Annotated in this window: 4 protein-coding genes; 1 reads left to right on the top strand and 3 read right to left on the bottom strand. The window is 68.3% G+C overall.

Annotated features, from left to right (window positions below; all coding sequences use genetic code 11):
- A partial coding sequence (locus AC1DQP_RS00455; protein WP_478050929.1) for a transposase occupies positions 1 to 150 on the top strand: 150 nt, incomplete at its 5' end.
- A gap of 371 nt (positions 151 to 521) precedes the next feature.
- Here the strand turns inward: AC1DQP_RS00455 and rpoH are convergent.
- From rpoH to AC1DQP_RS00440, 3 genes are all read right to left on the bottom strand, one after another.
- Positions 522 to 1,397 (bottom strand): RNA polymerase sigma factor RpoH, encoded by an 876-nt coding sequence (gene rpoH, locus AC1DQP_RS00450; protein WP_038685839.1) that lies wholly within the window; start codon positions 1,395 to 1,397, stop codon positions 522 to 524.
- 962 nt (positions 1,398 to 2,359) lie between these two features.
- On the bottom strand, positions 2,360 to 6,046 hold the full coding sequence (locus AC1DQP_RS00445) for a TonB-dependent receptor (RefSeq protein WP_478050928.1): 3,687 nt from the start codon (positions 6,044 to 6,046) through the stop codon (positions 2,360 to 2,362).
- Positions 6,047 to 6,049: 3 nt separating this feature from the next.
- Positions 6,050 to 18,367: a beta strand repeat-containing protein gene (locus AC1DQP_RS00440; RefSeq protein ID WP_478050927.1), complete on the bottom strand. Its 12,318-nt coding sequence runs from the start codon at positions 18,365 to 18,367 to the stop codon at positions 6,050 to 6,052.
- Positions 18,368 to 18,376: the final 9 nt, after the last annotated feature.

Genomic DNA, 18,376 nt, shown 5'->3' with positions numbered 1-18,376 from the left:
ATCCTGGCCCACTGCCGGTGGCCTCTCGGGACGAACCTGGTGGAAGGCATCAATAACAAGATCAAGGTCATCAAGCGCGTCGCCTACGGATACCGAGACGACGCGTACTTCTTCCTGAAGATCCGGGCGGCCTTCCCCGGAGTTGGGTGAAGAACCTTATTTTTCCCATGGCTCGCAAAGACGAAGTCGTCGCCGCCATTGTTAAATCCTGCCATCCTTTCCATTCCCTGAAAGAGCCTCCGCCTGAGGCTCCGATTTCATATCACAAAGATGACAGGCGCGTAGCTCGCAACAAGCAGGTCTGCAAGGCATTCCCGTCACGCGGCCACGAGTACCAAGACGATTGGAATGCCGGAGCAGTCAGTCGGGTTTCTCTATCGTTAGAAGGCTGCTTCGAATTCGGCTAAGCAAAAAAAATCCGATGCCATAGAACTGGCATCGGATCGTGAATCACATCAGCGAACGTGACACGTATTATCACGTTGCTGAAATTATTTAACGTTAGTCAACGACTCACTCGCTCAAGCGGTAAACAGCGCCTTCATCTTCTTCAGCGCGTTCGCTTCAACCTGGCGGATGCGTTCGGCCGACACGCCGTACTCGTCGGCCAGCTCCTGCAGCGTCACCTTGCTGTCCGCGTCCAGCCAGCGACGGCGGATGATGTCGCGCGAGCGCGCATCCAGTTCGGCCATGCCTTCGCGCAGCAGCTGCAGCTTGTTGTCTTCGCTGTCGGCGCGCTCGTAGGCCATCGACGGGTCTTCCGCGTCGGCCACCAGGTAGGCGGCCGGCGACGGCGGCGCGTTTTCGTTGTCTTCATCGCTGGGCGCGTCGAAACCGATATCGCGACCGGACAGGCGCGATTCCATTTCCAGCACTTCGCGCTCGGAGACGTTCAGGTCCTTGGCCACCGCGCGCACTTCGGCCGCGTTCATCCAGCCCAGGCGGGTCTTGGACTTGCGCAGGTTGAAGAACAGCTTGCGCTGCGCCTTGGTGGTGGCGACCTTGACGATGCGCCAGTTCTTGAGGATGAACTCGTGCATTTCCGCACGGATCCAGTGCACCGCGAACGACACCAGGCGCACGCCCATGTCCGGGTCGAAACGCTTCACGGCCTTCATCAGGCCGATGTTGCCTTCCTGGATGAGGTCGCCCAGCGCAAGGCCGTAGCCGTTGTAGCCACGGGCCACGTGCACCACGAAGCGCAGGTGGGAATGGACCAGTTCGCGCGCGGCGTCCAGATCCAGCTCGTCGCGGAAGCGACGGGCCAGATCCTGCTCGTCATCGACCGACAGCACCGGGATCTGGTGCACGGCACCGATGTAGGCGTCCAGCGAACCGAGCGCACTGGGAATCGGGAGATTGTTTGCCACAAGGGCAGTAGAGGTGTTCTGGCTCATAGCACTCATCTTAGCAGTCCGGCATTTGGACTGCTAAAGGGGAAAGAAGTTCCAGCGTTCTGTTCATGGGACGCTGGCACTGATCACTCGTCTAACGTACCGCGAAATGATGACAGTGGCGAGAGGGGGTGGATTGGGAAAACAATCCTTTTAAATCAATAGTTTGATCTGTTTAATGAGACGATGGAGCGTGTTTTCTGGCTGAACGGGCTCGCCGCCGTCACCCATTCAGCCGGAAAAGGTTGCCCGATGTTCAGGCACGCCGCCTCCGAAGGCCCGAGGCGATGCAGTCATGGTCGGTGGCCCCAGCCGGGCATGGCCCGGCTCTACCCACGACGTGGCCGAACGGGGACGATGGGTCGGTGGCCCCAGCCGGGCATGGCCCGGCTCTACCCACGACGTGGCCGAACGGGGACGATGGGTCGGTGGCCCCAGCCGGGCATGGCCCGGCTCTACCGACAGCAAACCGAAGCCGACCGCCGAAGCCGCCATCTCCGGTAGTGCCACGCCATGCGTGGCAGGCCAGGCAATGCCGAAGATGGATACGTGGCAGGCCAGACAATGCCGAAGCCACATGCATGGCAAGCCGGCCAACGCCAGGTGGGTCAGAAGCGCGCCAGGCATGGCCCGATCCACACCCCAACGTGATTGACCGAGGCATGGTGGTTCGGTGGCCCCAGCCGGGCATGGCCCGGCTCTACCGACAGCAAACCGAAACCGACCGCCGAAGCCGCCATCTCCGGTAGTGCCACGCCATGCGTGGCAGGCCAGTCAATGCCGAAGATGGATGCGTGGCAGGCCAGACAATGCCGAAGCCACATGCATGGCAAGCCAGCCAACGCCAGGTGGGTCAGAAGCCCAGCCCGGCATGGCCGGGATCCACGCCAACGTGATTGACCGAGGCATGGTGAGTCGGCGGCCCAGCCGGGCATGGCCCGGCTCTACCGACAGCCCACCGACGCCTAGTAATACCCCGCCATATTCAAGAAGAACCCCTTCTGGTCATACCGCAGCTCGGTCATGTCATCGCTGAACTCGGTGAAGTTGTAGCCCACTCCGACCTTGAAGTTCTCCCCTACCCGTCGATCCAGCCCCACCAGCCAGCCCTTGCGCACGCCACCGTCGCGCACCTTCAACCAGCGGTGTTCGGCCAACCCTTCCCACTTCTCGAACAGGCGATAGCGCAGCTGCAGGGCGGCGAAGTCGGCGCGGCTGTCCAGCCAGGCGCCCTCGCCGCGACCGGTGCGGTAGTCGCCCCAGCGCGAGGCCAGCTTGCCGGCCAGTTCCCAGCGCGCGCCGAGCTGGCGGATGCCTTCCAGCGACAGCACCTGCGAACGCTGGTCATACAGGTTGCCGCCTTCCTGGCCCAGCGAGGCCACGTCGTAGAGATAGGTGAACTTGCCGAAGCCCGCCCAGCCGGTGCTGTCGTGCGGACGCCAGGCGAAGCCCACGTTGGTTTCCACCAGCTTGGCATCGGCCAGCGGATTGATGCGGTCGTCGGTGTCGGCATAGTTGGCCCGCAGCGCGAAACGCCAGTCTTCGTTGAGCTTGTACAGCAGGCGGTTGGTGGTCACCCACTGCTCGCGCTGCTCGGCACCGCTGTCGCGGCGGTACTCCAGCTTGCTGCTCCACTGCGCCACCGCATCGGTACGCCCGCCACTGACGCTGTAGGCGCGGCGGTCGATACGGCCGACGGTCGAATCCAGTTCGCCATCCATGACGGTGAAGCCCAGGTTCCAGCCCTGCGCGGGATAGAAGTCCATGCCGAAGGTGTGCACCAGCCCGGCGTTGTCCTGGCGGCGATCCTTGAGGTACTGGCTTTCGTTGTAGACGTTGACCTGGTTGCTCAACCGCCAGCGCTGGCCCAGCGTCCAGCCGCTCTGCAGGCCAGTATCGAACAACGGATCGGTGCCGGTGCGATCGGTGCTGTAGCTGTAGCTGCCGTACAGGCTGTGGTCCGGGGCCATGCGGTATTCGGCATCGACCTTGGCGCCATGGCCACGGCTGCCACCACTGACTTCGGCCCCCACGCTGCTGCGGTCGCCAAACAGATAACGCGCGCCGAGGGTGAGCAGGTCGTTCTTCTCGTACGCGCCGCCGTCGTCATCCAGGGTCACCTGGCCGGTGCCGTACAGCTCCCATGACGAGCCGAAGCGCTGCCGATACCCGATCGCCGCGAGCAGCGCGGACACGTCCTGCCGTTCCTGCTCTTCGCGCACGCGGCGCAGTTCGCCGGTGAGCTGGCCGTCGTTGCCCAGCCGCCACTCGGCGGTGAGCTGGCTCTGCTCCAGCGCAAGGTCACCCTGCTCGGTGCGGGTATGCCGGCCATACAGGCTGAGATCGTCGGTGAGGTAGCCCAGGAATTCCGCACCGTATTCCTGGATCGGCTGGCCGGTGTCCTGGCGGGCTACCGAGAAGCCGGCATCCACGTCGCGCCACCACGCGCCCACGCTCCAGTCGCGGGCGGTCCAGCCCAGTTCGCGCAGGTTGGCGCGCGCTTCCACCGCGCTGGCCGTGCCCGAGCGCCGACCTTCGTACGGGTTGCGGCGGATGAAGCTCAGGCCGCCGTTGTCCGAGTAGAACACCGGTGCGGCGGTGGCGTCGGTGCGGGTCTGCTCGACCTTCAGGTAGGTGCCACGCCCGGCCTGCAGGGTCAGGTCGGCGCCCTTGAGGCTGTAGTTCTCACCGCTGCGGTTCTCGTCGATCCAGGTGCCGCCGATCGCCACGTGGTCGCCGATCCACTGCCGCCCGCGCGCACCGTAGGTGACATCGTCGCTGCTGAAGCCCAGCGGCACGTATTCGTAATCCACCAGCAGCAGCTGGTCGTAGCCATCCAGCGGCATGTCGCGGGTGATGCTGCGGACATTCTCGCGGGTGAGCTGGGCCAGCGGGCGGGTCAGGATCAGGCGGCCCTGCAGGTTGTCGATTTCGTAGTCCACGCCTTCCTGCAGGCTGGCGCGGGTTTCGGTGCGGCCGGTGGTACGGTCGCGTACTTCCAGCACCACCTGCTCCGAGCCGGGCAGCACGTCGGTGTGGCGCAGGTAGTAGAGGCTGCCGCCGGTGCCGAGGAACTCGCTGTGGCCCGGCGCGGACTGCGCCTCGGAGCCGAACAGCTTCAGCTGCGAGCGCGCATCACCCAGCGGGGTGGCGGCCAGCGAGCGCCAGTTCAACGCACCGCCGTACAGCGAGCGCACGTACTGGCCATATTCGGTGCCGGTGATGCCGGTGGCGTAGTTGCCCCACAGCGCCTGGCTCTGGTCCCAGTCCACGCGCAGGTACAGGCGCCCCTGCGTGTCCACGTCGCGGTAGGTGGTGGAATCGTCGCCGTACACCGGGTAATACAGGTCCGGGTCGAGGCGGCGGAACACGTCCTGCGCGTCGGCCTGGGTGAAATCGCGGAACAGGTACTTGAGCTCGCGGTCCTGGGTATCGGCCTGTGCGGTCACCAGGTATTTGCCGCGCATCTTGCCCTTGAGGTAGAACGCCAGCCGCCCCTCGCTGAGGAAGCCGTCGTCGTCGCGATCATCGGCGGCCAGTGGCTGCAGGTTGCCGCTGGCGCTGTTTTTGGAGACGGTGACATCGGCGATGGCGACCAGGAACAGATAGCGACCGGTGACATCCACGTCCAGCTGTCGCTGGGCCGACGGCGCATCGCGCGATTCCACGCTGACGTCGTAGCGATGCTGACCGACGGGCTCAAGGAACTCGGCGGCGAACTTCTGCTCCAGGTCGACCGGGAAGTCCTGGCCGTTGATGCGCACCCGGCTGTTCGGTTCGAGGTTGCGGCCGTACAGGCGCACGCGCGAGCCGTGGATGGGAATGTTCTGCAGGCGCAGCGTGCTCTGTCCGTAGATGCTGTTGCTCAGCTGCAGGTCCTGCGCACTGTCGCCGTCCAGTGCCTGGCCCAGGGTCTTCTGCACGTTCTCGCGGGTGATCTGCAGGCCACGGTCGAAGTCGGCCGGAGTCACCAGCTGGATGCGCTGGATGCGGGTTTCATCGAAGGACCCGCCAGCGCCGTAGGCGCGCGCGACGTAGATCAGCTCATCACCGGTGCGCAGCTTGATGTTGCCCGGCATCTCGCCGTTCCATTCGGCATCGCCGACATAGTCCGACGGCAGCGTGATACGCGCCAGCGGCGTGACCAGGTCGGTATCGGTGCCGCGGTACAGGGTGACCTCCAGTTTCTGGATGAAGGAGGCGTAGTTGTTGTAGCTGTGGAAACGCAGCGGGCGGATCACCCGGCCGTTCTCGAACGGTACCGTCGCTGCCGCCTGCACGCTCAGGCTGGGCGGCACCATGGTGGGATCTTCGGTGGCCCACACCACGCCACCGTTGGGCAGCTCGGCCATGAACTGGCCGCCCGGTGCCGCCACATCGGCCGTGGTCGCTGGCGTCAGCGGCACCGGCTCGGCTGGCGCCGGAGCGAGACGACCGGGCAACGGCAGGACCGGGGCTTCGGCGTCGTCGGCGATGCGCAGCAGCAGGCCGTCGGCGTTGCGGCAGCTCTCCGCGTCGCACTGGATGCTGGCAGGCGGTGATGCCGTTTGCGCCATCGCCGGCGCAAGGGTCAGCAGCACGGCCGCCACACCGGCGCCGGCATGACGAAGCAACAGGGTGCGAAGCGGTGTCTGGCTCAGGGTCATGTCCATGGGTCAGCGGTCCTCCCTGCGGGCAGAATCGGTGTTGGCAGGGAGCTCGGGGGGATCGTCCAGCCGCAGCTGCTGCAGCACGCTGCCGTCAGCGGCCAGCACCTCGATGCGGGTTGCGTGCGCCACCGCAGCCGGCACGCGCGCGGCCAGTGCAACCTGCAGCGCATGGGCGCGTTGGCCGGCCAGTGCTTCCTCACCGCGTGCGGCGGTGAGCAGCAGCCTGCCGCCACCGCGTGCGACCAGCGCCTGAGCGGCGGTGTCCAGCACCGGGGCACGGTCGGCCGCCAGCTGCGCACTCCCCGGCGCGAACAGCGCCTGGCCCAGTTCGATCCGCGCCGGTCGGGGCGTTGCCGTCTGGGACGGTGCCGCCGTGCTCAGCACGCCGTCGGGCATGCGCACGCCGAAGTCGAAGCGCGCCGGCAGCCCGGGGGTGATACGGCGGACCAGCGGGTTGGGCGTGGTGAACATCGCCCCGGCCGGCAGCGTGGACGGATCGACCTTGAGGATGAAGTTGCGCCCACGTGCCTGGCCGCCGAGGATGCCGACCAGGTGGTAGCGACCGAACGCATCGGTTTCCATCAGCAGGCCTTCCACCGCCGCCACGCGCACGCCGGGAATGCCGCGTTCGCCTGCATCCTGGATGCCATTGCCGTTGCGGTCATCGAACACGCTGCCGACGATCAGGCTTTCATCCAGCAGCGGATCGGTGGTGACATCCACCTCGGCCGAGGCGACGTTGCCGATGCTGCGGTTTTCGCCGTCGATGGCGGTGATGCGGTTGGTATGCACGCCGGTGCCGGTGCCCGCGCCGACGCGCAGGTAGTACACCACGGTGGCACGTTCGCCCACCGGCACGTCGATGCCGTCGATGCGCAGCGGCTGCACGCCGCTGGTGCGCGCATCGTTGTCGGCATCCTGCACCGCGAAACCGCCGCTGACGAAAGCGAAGCCAGGCGGGAGCGTATCCAGCAGCGTGGCGCCGTTGGCGTCGACCTCGCCGACGTTGTCGATGGTGACGGTGTAGCGCACAAGGTCGCCGATCTGCGCGCTGCGCTTGGCCGCCACCTTGGTCAGGCGCAGCACGGCCTGCTGGCCGGCCACGGTGACCGCGACGTTGGCCTCGGCGCACAGCGCGGTGGGGATGGACATGTCGCAGACCCGATAGCGGAAGCTGTCGGTACCGGCGAAGTTGGCGGCGGGTGTGTAGATACACAGACCATTGGTGCACTGCACGCTGCCATGCGCCGGCGCGGTGATCACCTGCAGTGAGCTCCGGTCCAGCACCGCGGTGCGGGCGCTGTCGTTGGCCATTACATCGATCTTCACCGGCCCGGATGTCTGCGCGGTCACCGCATCGTCCACCAGGGTCAGCACGTTCGGATCAACGGTGACGGTCACCGTGGCCGAGGCGCACATCGCCGGATCGGCAATATCGCAGACCTGGTAGTCAAAGCCCTGCACGCCGGAGAAATTGGCCAGTGCGGCGAAGCGGATGCGCGCACGCGGCATCACCGTGGCGGTGCCGTACGGCGGCGGCGCGGTGATGGTCACGGTGACGGTATCCGGATCGATCGGGGTGCCATTGACCCGGTCATTGCCCAGCACGTCAATCTCGATCACGCCATCCTGGGGCAGCTGGACGCGGTCATCTTCGGCGTCCACGCCCGGTGCGGCGGCGATGACGGTCACGCTCACGGTCGCGGTGTCGCACACGGTGGGCTGGTTGAGCAGGCAGATCGTGTAGGAGGTGCTGTAGCTGCCAGCGGCCAGGCCGGCGGCGACGTCCACCCAGCCGTCGGCGCTGACGCTCAGCGCGTTGGTGGCCACCGGGGCGAAGCTGACCTGTGCCGGGTCCAGCGGTGCGGTGTTGAACGTATCGTTGGTGAACACGTTCAACAGGCGCGTCTGACCCGCAGGGCCGACCGGGCCGCCGCTGTCGTCCACCGCCAACAGTGCACCGACCGCGCCCTGCACGCGCACGGTCGCAATGGCAGTGGTGCAGTTGGTGGGCACGCCGTTTTCGCACAGCTGGTAGGCCAACTGCACCTGGCCCGGCTGCACGCCGGCGGCGACCATGATCTGGCCCTGGTTGTTCATGGTGTACCCCGGCGTGCTGCCGGTCAGGCTGGCGACCACGCTGCCCACCGGCGGCGGGGAAACGTTGTTGAAGCTGTCGTTGTCCAGCACCGAGCGGGCGATGGTGCCGCCCACCGCCGGGTCCACCGGTGTGCTGGTGAAGTCGTCGTTGACCGCCAGCACCACGTTGGCTGAGCCGGACAGAGTCAGGGTGACGCTGGCATCGCCGCACTGGGTGGCATACGGCGCCGGCAGGCAGACCCGATAGGTGAAGTTCACCGGCCCGGTGGTGCCCGACGGTGGGGTGTAGCTGAAGCTGCCATCGGCGTTGAACACCAGCCCGGCGACCGCACCGCTGGTCAGCGTGTAGAGCGCACCGGCCGGGACGTTGTCGTTGAGCGATACGTTGCCGGTGCCCGGCTGGCCGGCGGGGATCGTGTAGCTGTCGTTCTGCGGTGCCGGGGTGACCACCACGGTGGCGGTGGCCGTAGCGCAGTTGCCCGGCGCGGCGGCTTCGCAGATCTGGTAGGTGAGCGTGGTAGCGCCAGAGGTGACGCCGGTGCCCACGTTGATGGTGCCATCGGAAGTGATGGTGAAGCCGGACGGCGCGCCGACCAGGCTGAGCAGCACGGTGGCCGGTAGCGGCGGGCTGACCCCGTTGAGGCGGTCGTTGGCGAGCACGCTGACGCTGGAGGTCGAACCGGTTGCCACGCCGGTGAGCACGTCATCACCGGCTACCAGGGTGCCGTTGTTGATGTTGATGGTCGCCGTGGCGGTGCCGCACACCGCCCCATAAGGTGCGGGCAGGCACGCCTGGTAAGTGAAGCCGACCGGGCTGGGCGTGCCGGCTGGCGGGGTATAGGTAAACGCACCGCTGCTGGTGAAGGCCAGCCCGGTCGGCGCCGTGCCCTGCACCGTGTAGACCGCACCGGCCGGCATGCTGTCGTTGCTGGCCACGCTGTTGCTCAGCGTCTGCCCGACCTGCACGTTGAAGGCATCGTTCTGCGGCGCCGGGCTGACGACCACGGTGATGCTGGCGGTATCGCAGTTGGCGGGCGCGGCCGCTTCGCAGATCTGGTAGGTGAGCGGGGTTGCGCCGGAGGTGACGCCGCTGGACACGCTGAGGGTGCCGGCCGGGGTGATGCTGAAACCTGCCGGTGCACCGACCAGCGTGAGCAGCACGTCGGCCGGCGCGGGCGGGGACACGCCGTTGAGGCTGTCGTTGGCCAGCACGCTGGCACCGGACGTGGTGCCGGGTGCGACCCCGGTGAGCGTGTCATCGCCGGCCACCAGCAGGCCATTGTTGATGTTGAGGGTGAGGATCGCGCGGCCGCACAGGCTGGCATTCGGCGCCGGCAGGCACACCTGGTAGGCGACGCTGACCGCACCGACCACGCCGGTGGCCGGCGTATAGGTGAACGTGCCGTTGCTGTTGAAGGTCAGTCCTGCCGGCGCGCTGTCCTGCAGGGTGAAGACCGCGCCGGCCGGCGTGTTGTCGTTGGCTGCGACGGTGTTGGACACGGTCTGCCCGGCCTGCACGGCGAAGGCGTCGTTCTGCGGTGCCGGGGTGACCACCACGGTGACGCTGGCGGTATCGCAGTTGCTCGGCGCGGCGGCTTCGCAGATCTGGTAGGTCACGGTGGTGGCGCCGGAGGTGACGCCTGCGCCCACGCTGATGGTGCCATCGGGGTTGAGGGTGAAGCCGCCCGGCGCACCGACCAGGGTCAGCAGCACGTCGGCCGCGGCCGGCGGCGATACGCCGTTGAGGCTGTCGTTGGCCAGCACGCTGGCGCCGGTGGTGGCACCCGGCAGTACACCCACCAACGTGTCATCCCCGGCACTCAGGGTGCCGTTGTTGATGTTGAGCGTGACCGTGGCGGTGCCGCACACGTTGTTGTCGGGTGCCGGCAGGCACGCGCGGTAGACGAAGGCGACCGGGCTGGCAGTGCCGACGGGCGGCGTATAGGTGAAGCTGCCATCGGGATTGAACGACAGCCCCGCCGGGGGCATGCCCTGCACGGCCCAGCTCGACCCGGCCGGCATGCTGTCGTTGCTGGCCACGCTGTTGCTCAGCGTCTGCCCGGCCTGCACCGCGAACGCGTCGTTCTGTGGCGTCGGGCTGACGATCACCGTCACCGTGGCGGTAGCGCAGTTGCCCGGCGCGGCGGCTTCGCAGATCTGGTAGGTGAGCGTGGTGGGGCCGGCGCTGACGCCGGTGGACACACTGATCGTGCCGTTGGGTGTGATCGCAAAGCCACCCGGTGCACCGACCAGGCTCAACAGCACGCTGCCGGCGGCCGGCGGCGACACGCCGTTGAGGCTGTCGTTGGCGAGCACGCTGGCCGCCGAGGCGGTCCCGGGGGCGACGCCGCTGAGCGTGTCGTTGCCGGCCAGCAGCGTGCCGGTGCCAATGCTGATGGACACGCTGGCGGTGCCGCACAGCGCCGCGTTCGGTGCCGGCAGGCAGGCCTGGTAAGTGAAGTTGACCGGGCTTGGCGTGCCGGTCGGCGGGGTATAGGTGAACGCACCGCTGCCGGTGAAGGACAGGCCGGCGGGCGCCGTGCCCTGCAACGTGTAGACCGCACCGGCGGGCATGGTGTCGTTGCCGRCCACGCTGGTGCTCAGCGTCTGCCCGGCCTGCACGGTAAAGGCGTCGTTCTGCGGCGTCGGGGTCACGATGACGGTGACGGTGGCGGTATCGCAGTTGGTCGGCGCGGCGGCTTCGCAGATCTGGTAGGTGATCGCGGTGGGCCCGGAGACCACGCCGGTGGCCACGCTGATGGTGCCGGTGGCGGTGATGGCGAAGCCGGCCGGCGCGCCGACCAGGCTGAGCACCACATCGCCCGGCAGCGGCGGACGGGTGCCGTTGAGCGTGTCGTTGGCCAGCACGCTGGCTGCCGAGGTGGTCCCGGCGGCAACGCCGCTGAGGGTGTCATCGACCGCCGCCAGCGTGCCGGCGTTGATGTTGAGGGTGACGCTGGCGACGCCGCACAGCGCCGCGTTCGGGGTCGGCAGGCAGGCCTGGTAGGTGAAGCTCACCGGGCTGGTCGTGCCCACCGCCGGGGTGTAGGTGAAGGTGCCATCGGCGTTGAAGATCAGCCCCGCCGGGGCGGTGCCCTGCACGGCCCAGCTGGACCCCGCAGGCATGTCGTCATTGGCCGCGACGTTGCCATTGCTGATCGTGCCGCCGGCCTGCACCGAATATGCATCGTTCTGCGGTGTCGGGGTGATCACCAGCGCCACCGTGGCGGTATCGCAGTTGGTCGACGCGGCGGTCTCGCAGATTTGATAGGTGAGCGTGGCCGCCCCTGCGGTCACGCCGGCCGGCACGCTGATCGTGCCATCGGCGGCGATGGCGTAGCCGGTCGGCGCACCGACCAGGGTGAGCTGCACGCTGGCCGGGGCCGGCGGGCTGACGCCATTGAGCGCATCGTTGCCCAGTACGCTCGGCGTGGTGCCACCGGCTGCAATGCCGGTGAAGCTGTCATCGCCGGCGGTCAGCGTGCCCAGGTTGACGTTCAACGTCGCCGTCGCGATGCCACACACACCGGCGTCGGGTGCGGGCAGGCAGGTCTGGTAGGTGAAGGTGACTGCCCCGGTGGTGTTCACCGGCGGGGTATAGGTGAAGGTGCCATTGGGATTGAACAGCAACCCGGCTGGCGGGGTGCCCTGCACCGCCCAGGTCGAGCCGGCGGGCATGCTGTCATTGCCCGCTACGCTGCCGTTGGCGAGGGTGCCGCCGGCCTGCACGGCGAACGCATCGTTCTGCGGCGCGGGCGTGACCACCAGCCGGATCGTGGCCGTGGCGCAGTTGATCGGCGAGGCGGCCTCGCACAGCTGATAGGTCAGCGTGGTGGCACCGGCGATGACCCCGGCCGGCACCTGCACGGTGCCATCGTTGTTGATCACGAAGCCGGCCGGTGCGCCGACCAGCAGCAGCTGCACGCTCGCCGCCGCCGGCGGGGTCACCCCATTGAGCGCATCGTTGACCAGCACGCTGGGCGTGGCCGAACCGGTGGAGATCGGCGTAGCGAACGTATCGTCATTGGCCACGATGGCGGTGACGGCGATGTTCAACGTTGCGGTGGCTGTGCCGCACACGGTGGTATCCGGTGCCGGCAGGCAGGCCTGGTAGGTGAAGGTGACCGGGCCGATGGTGCCGACCGGCGGGGTGTAGGTGAAGCTGCCGTTGCTGTTGAAGGCCAGCCCCTGTGGCGGCGATACCACGTTCCAGGTCGAGCCGGCCGGCATGTTGTCGTTGCCGGACACGGTGCCGGTATTGGCTTGTCCGGCCTGCACGGCAATCACATCGTCCACCGGGGCCGGACGCACCACCAGCGCGATGCTGGCGGTGTCGCAGTTGTTGGCCGCCGCCGTTTCGCAGAGCTGGTAGGTCAGCGTGATCGCACCGGTGGGCGCGCTGGCGGCCACCGCTACCGTGCCGTTGGGATTGATCGTGAAGCCGGTCGGCGCACCGACCAGCGACAGCGACACATTCGCCGGCGCCGGCGGGCTCACGCCGTTGAGCGCGTCGTTGCCCAGCACGCTGGGCGTGCTGCTGCCGGGTGCGATCGGTAGGAAGCTGTCGTCGTTGGCGACCAGCGTCCCGTTGTTGATGTTCAACGTCACCGTCGCCGTGCCGCAGACCGCCGCGTTCGGTGCAGGCAGGCAGGCGCGATAGTCGAAGCTGGCCGGGCTGGTCGTGCCGGCCGGCGGCGTATAGCTGAAGCTGCCATCGCCATTGAGCGTCACCCCGGCCGGCAACGTGCCCTGCACCGTGTAGAGCGCGCCGATCGGCAGGTTGTCGTTGGCGGCGACGCTGCCACTGACGGTCTGCCCGGCCTGCACGGCGAAGGCATCATTGACCGGTGCCGGGGCGACGATCAGCGCGATGCTGGCGGTATCGCAGTTGGTCGACGCGGCCGCCTCGCAGATCTGGTAGGTGAGCGTGGTCGCACCGGCGGCGGTCCCGGCAGACACGCTCACCGTGCCATCGCCGGCGATGCTGAAGCCGGTCGGCGCGCCGACCAGCGACAGCACCACCTCGGTGGCCAGCGGCGTGGTGCCGTTGAGGGTGTCGTTGCCAAGGACGCTCGGCGAAGGCGCGCCCGGCGCGATCGGCGTGGGGAAGGTGTCGTCGACGGCCACCAGCGTGCCGCTGTTGACGTTGAGCGTGGCCGTGGCGGTGGCGCAGACGCCCGCATCCGGCGCAGGCAGGCAGACCTGATAGGTGAAGCTCACCGCGCCGCTGAAGCCGGCCGGCGGCGTATAGGTCAGCGTGCCGTCGGTGGCCAGCACCAGGCCGGTCGGCACGGTGCCCACCACCTCGAAGCGCGCACCGACCGGTGCGTTGTCGTTGGTGGCCACCGAGCTGTTGAGCACCTGCCCGGCCGGCGTAGACAGCGCGTCGTCCACTGCCGAGGGCGCCACCAGCAGGCGGATCGTGGCGGTGGTGCAGTTGGCCGGTGCCGCTGCTTCGCACAGCTGGTAGATCAGGTTCTTCACCCCGGCCGCGGTACCGGCCGCCACTGTCACCGCGCCTTCGGGGGTGATGCCCAGCCCGGCCGGCGCGCCCTGCAGGGTCAGCAGCACATCGGCCGCCGCCGGCGGGATGGTGCCGTTGAGCGAATCGTTGGCCAGCACCGAGGGGGTGCTGCCACCGCTGACCGGATTGATCGGGGTACTGCTGAAGTCATCGTTGATCGCCGCGAGCGTGCCGGCGGTGACGTTGAGGGTGGCGCGCGCGGTCGCGCACAGCGCCGCATTCGGTGCCGGCAGGCAGACCTGGTAATCGAAGCCCACCGCGCCGGTGGTGCCGACCGGCGGCACATAGCTGAAGCTGCCCGACGCGCTGAAGGTCAGCCCGGGCGGCGCGGCGCTGGTCACGGTGAACAGTGCGCCGGCGGGCACGTTGTCGTTGTCGCCCACGTTGCCGTTGAGCGCCTGCCCGGCCGCGGTGGAATAGGTGTCGTTGCTCGCCGACGGGGTCACGACCAGGCGGATGGTCGCGCTGGCGCAGTTGCTCGGCAGCACGCTCTGGCAGACCTGGTAGGCCAACACGGTGGCGCCGCCGACCGCACCGGCAGGCACCTGCAGCAGGCCGTTGGCATCCAGCGCGTAGCCCGCCGGCGCACCGACCAGACTCAGGATCACGCTGCTGGCCGCTGGCGGGGTGACGCCATCGAGGGTGTCGTTGAGCAGCACGCTGGTGCCGCTGCTATTGCCGGGCGTGAGCGGGGTGGCGGTGAAATCATCGTCCCGTGCCACCAGGGTGCCGGCGTTGACGTTGATGGTGGCGCTGGCCGTGCTGCACTGGGCGTTGTCCGGCGCAGGCAGACACACCTGGTAGGTGAAACCGACCGGCCCGGTAACGCCAGCCGGTGGGGTGTACAGGAACGTGCCATCCGGGCCGAACTGCAGGCCCGCCGGAACGGCACCGGTGACACTGAAGACCGCACCGGCCGGCGCATTGTCGTTGCTGCCGACATTGCCGGCCAGCAACTGCCCGGCCGGCGTGGAGAACACGTCGGCGGCTGCCGACGGGGAGACCACCAGGCGCATCTGCGCCGAATCGCAATTGGTCGGCAACGCAGCCTCGCACAGCTGATAGGTCAGCGTGACCGCACCGGCCGGCACGCCGCTGGCGATGGTCAATGTGCCATCGGCCGCCAGGGTGTAGCCCGATGGCGCGCCTACCAGGCTCAGCAGGACGTCGGCCGAGGCCGGCGGCACGGTGCCGTTGAGGCTGTCGTTGTTGAGGACCGATGCGGTGCTGCCGCCCGTGGCGGGATTGATCGGCGTGGCGCGGACGTCATCGTCGTTGGCGACCAGGGTGCCGGCGTTGACGTTGACGGTGACCGTGGCCCCGGCGCACACGCTGGTGTCAGGCGCCGGCAGGCAGGCCTGGTAGGCGAAGGTGACCGCGCCCTGGATGCCCGCCGGCGGCGTGTAGGTGAAGCCACCGGTGGGATTGAACACCAGCCCGGCCGGGGCGGTGCCGCTGAGGCTGAAGGTGGCATTGGCAGGCACGTTGTCGTTGCCGGCCACGCTGCCGGTCAGTGCAACACCCACCGGCGTACTGAAGGTGTCGTTGACCGCAACCGGCGCCAGCAGCAGGCGCACCGCCGCCGTAGTGCAGTTGCCGGGCAGCGCGGCTTCGCACAACTGATAGGAGAAATCGACCGCGCCGGCCGCCGCACCGCCGGGTACCGAAATCGTGCCGTTGCTGTTGAGCACATACCCCGCCGGCGCACCGATGAGGGACAGGATCACATCGGCAGGCGCAGGCGGAATCGCGCCATTGAGGGTGTCGTTGCCCAGCACGCTGTTGGTGGTGCCGCCGCTGGCCGGGTTGWTGATCGCCGCGCGGAAATCGTCATCGTTGGCCACCAGGGTGCCGGCGTTGACGTTGAGGGTGACCGTGGCGCTATCGCAGACACCCGCCAGCGGCKCGGCCAGGCACGCCTGATAGAGGAACGTGGTGGTACCGGTGTACTGCGCTGGCGGCGTATAGGTGAAGCTGCCATCGGTGTTGAACACCAGGCCCGGCGGCACTGCGCCGGTGGTGGCGAAGGTGGTACCGGCAGCGATGTTGTCATTGACCGCCACAGTGCCGTTGAGCGCTGTACCCACTTGCGTGGTGAATGCATCGGCCACCGCATCGGGGGCGATCACCACGGCGATGGTCGCGGTGGTGCAGTTGCCGGTGCCGGCCTGGCACAGCTGGTAGGTCAGGCCGACGGGGCCGGCCGGCGCACCGGCGGGCACCTGCAACTGGCCGTTGGGTTCGAGCGTGTAACCGGCCGGCGGTGCATTGATCAACGACAGCGTGGCCTGCGCCGGCAGGATGGCGACGCCGTTGAGGGTGTCGTTGGCCAGCACGCTGGCGGTCAGCCCACCTGCACCGGTCAGCGGCGCGCTGCTGAAGTCATCGTTGCCGGCGACGATCGCGCCGGGGCTGACGTTGATCGTCACCGACGCGGCGTCGCAGACCGACGCATCCGGTGCCGGCAGGCACACCTGGTAACGGAAGCTGTCCGGCCCGGTGTAGGCCGACTGCGCGGTATAGCTGAAGCTGCCATCGGCGTTGACGCCCACGCTGCCATGCGCGGCCCCGGCCAGCAGGCTGAACTGCGCACCGGCAGGCACGTTGTCATTGCCGGCCACGGTGCCGGTCAACGCGATGCCCGCCGTGGCAGCGAACGTGTCATCGACCGCATCGGGGGCGATCACCAACTGCACATTGGCCGTGGCGCAGTTGCCCGGCGTGGCCTGTTCGCAGAGCTGGTAACTGAAGGTCACCTCGCCGGCCGCCGCGCCGCCCGGAATCACGACCTGTCCAGCGGCGTTGACGGTGTAGCCGGCCGGCGCACCGGTGAGCACCAGGCTGACCGTGCCCGGCACCACCGCCGCACCGTTGAGGGTGTCATTGGCCAGCAGACTGGCCGGGCTGGTCGCACCGGGCTGCAGCGGCGTGGCGAAGGTGTCGTTCACCGCGACGATCACGTTGCCCTGCACGTTGACGCTGACCGTGGCGGTATCGCACACGCTGTTGTTCGGTGCCGGCAGACACACCTGGTAGGTGAAGCTGTCCGGCCCGGTGTTGGCGTTGGTGGGGGTGTAGGTGAAGGTACCATCGGCATTGACCACGGCCGTGCCGCGCGTCGGTGCGATGCCGAGCGTGTAGGTGGAACCGCTGGCGATGGTGTCGTTGCCGGCCAGGCTGCCAGTCGCCGGCTGACCGCCGCCCGGCGTGGTGACCGTGTCGTTCACCGCATCGGGGCTGATGACCAGAGTGGCGGCGGCGGTGGCGCAGTTGGCCGGCAGCGCGATCTCGCAGAAGCGGTAGGTCAGCGCCAGAGGACCGGCGGCCGCCGTGGCCGGCACCTGGATCGTGCCGTTGGGGTTGATCGCAACACCGGCCGGCGCACCGACCAGGCTCAGCGTGACCTGCGCGGTGGGCACCGCACCGCCATTGAAGGTGTCGTTGCCGAGCACGCTCGGGGTGATGCCACCGGCGCCGGGCGGGATCGGCGTGGCGAAGGTGTCATCGACCGCGACCAGCGCATTGGCATTGACCACGATCGACGCGGTCGCCGTCGCGCACACGCCACCGTTCGGTGCCGGCAGGCAGACCTGGTACTGGAAGGAGGTTGCCGCGGCGATGCCGCCGGCAGGTGCATAGGCGAAGCTGCCGTCGCTGTTGAGGGTGAGCCCGGCCGGCGGCGTACCGGTCACGCTGAACTGCGCACCGGCCGGTGCGTTGTCGTTGCCGGCCACGGTGCCGCTCAACGACGGCGCGCCACCGGTGGCGTTGAAGCTGTCGTTCGCCGCCGTGGGACCGATGACGACACTGGCGATGGCGGTGGCGCAGTTGGACGGCGAGGCGTTCTCGCAGATCTGGTAGGTCAGGCTGGTCGCGCCCGCCGTCGCCCCCGCGGGTACCGCAATCACACCGGCGCCGTTGATGGTGAAGCCGGCCGGCGCATTCTGCAGCGAGATGATCAGGTTGGCACCGTTCACCGGCGCGCCGTTGAGCGTGTCGTTGGCCAGCACCGTCGGCGTGTTGCCGCCGGTGGTCGAGGAGATGGGCGTGGCGAAGGTATCGTTGTTGGCCACCAGCGCGTTGGGCTGCACCGGCACCGCCGGCGTGGTGGCGGTGTTGTCGCCCGGGGTCGGATYGGTCGTGCCTGGCGGCAGCACCAGCGCCACGCTGTTGGCCGGCACCGTGGCCGGCGTGGCGGTCGGTGCGGTGGCATTGACCAGCAGCACCACGCTGTCCCCCACGGCCACGTTGACCTGCACGTTGATCGCGTTGCCGGTGCCGTTGGACTGCGCGCATGACGATGCCGCAGTGGCGCCCTGGCAGGTCCAGCCGACATTGGTGAGCAACGCGGACACGTTGTCGACCACGCCGACGGCCGACGCTGCCGACGGCCCGGCGTTGTTGATCTGGATGCGGTACTGCACGGCCCCGCCCGCGGCGACCGGGCTGGCGCTGAGCAGCGTCTTGGTCACGCTCAACTGCGCCTGCAGCGCCAGTGCGTTGGTATCGGTGGCGCTGTTGTTGCCCGGCGTGGGATCGGACACATCCGTCGGCGCCGTCACGCTGGCCGTGTTGTTGAGTGGGTTGGGGTAACCCTGCGCCAGTAGCGGCGGCGGCAGCAGCACCATCAACAGGGCCATCGCGCATGCGATGCGGGCCGATGCCCTGCCTGCCCTGCCCTGCTTGCCGGTTGCTGCCATGCGCTCATC

The organism is Stenotrophomonas sp. P5_A8, assembly GCF_056400545.1.
The sequence above is the reverse complement of the archived record's forward strand: the minus strand, read 5'-3'. Positions and strand labels throughout refer to the sequence as shown.

Excerpts from the sequence above, each read along its gene's own strand:
- AC1DQP_RS00445 (WP_478050928.1), bottom strand. The coding sequence starts at position 6,046 with ATGGACATGACCCTGAGCCAGACACCGCTTCGCACCCTGTTGCTTCGT.
- rpoH (WP_038685839.1), bottom strand. The coding sequence starts at position 1,397 with ATGAGCCAGAACACCTCTACTGCCCTTGTGGCAAACAATCTCCCGATT.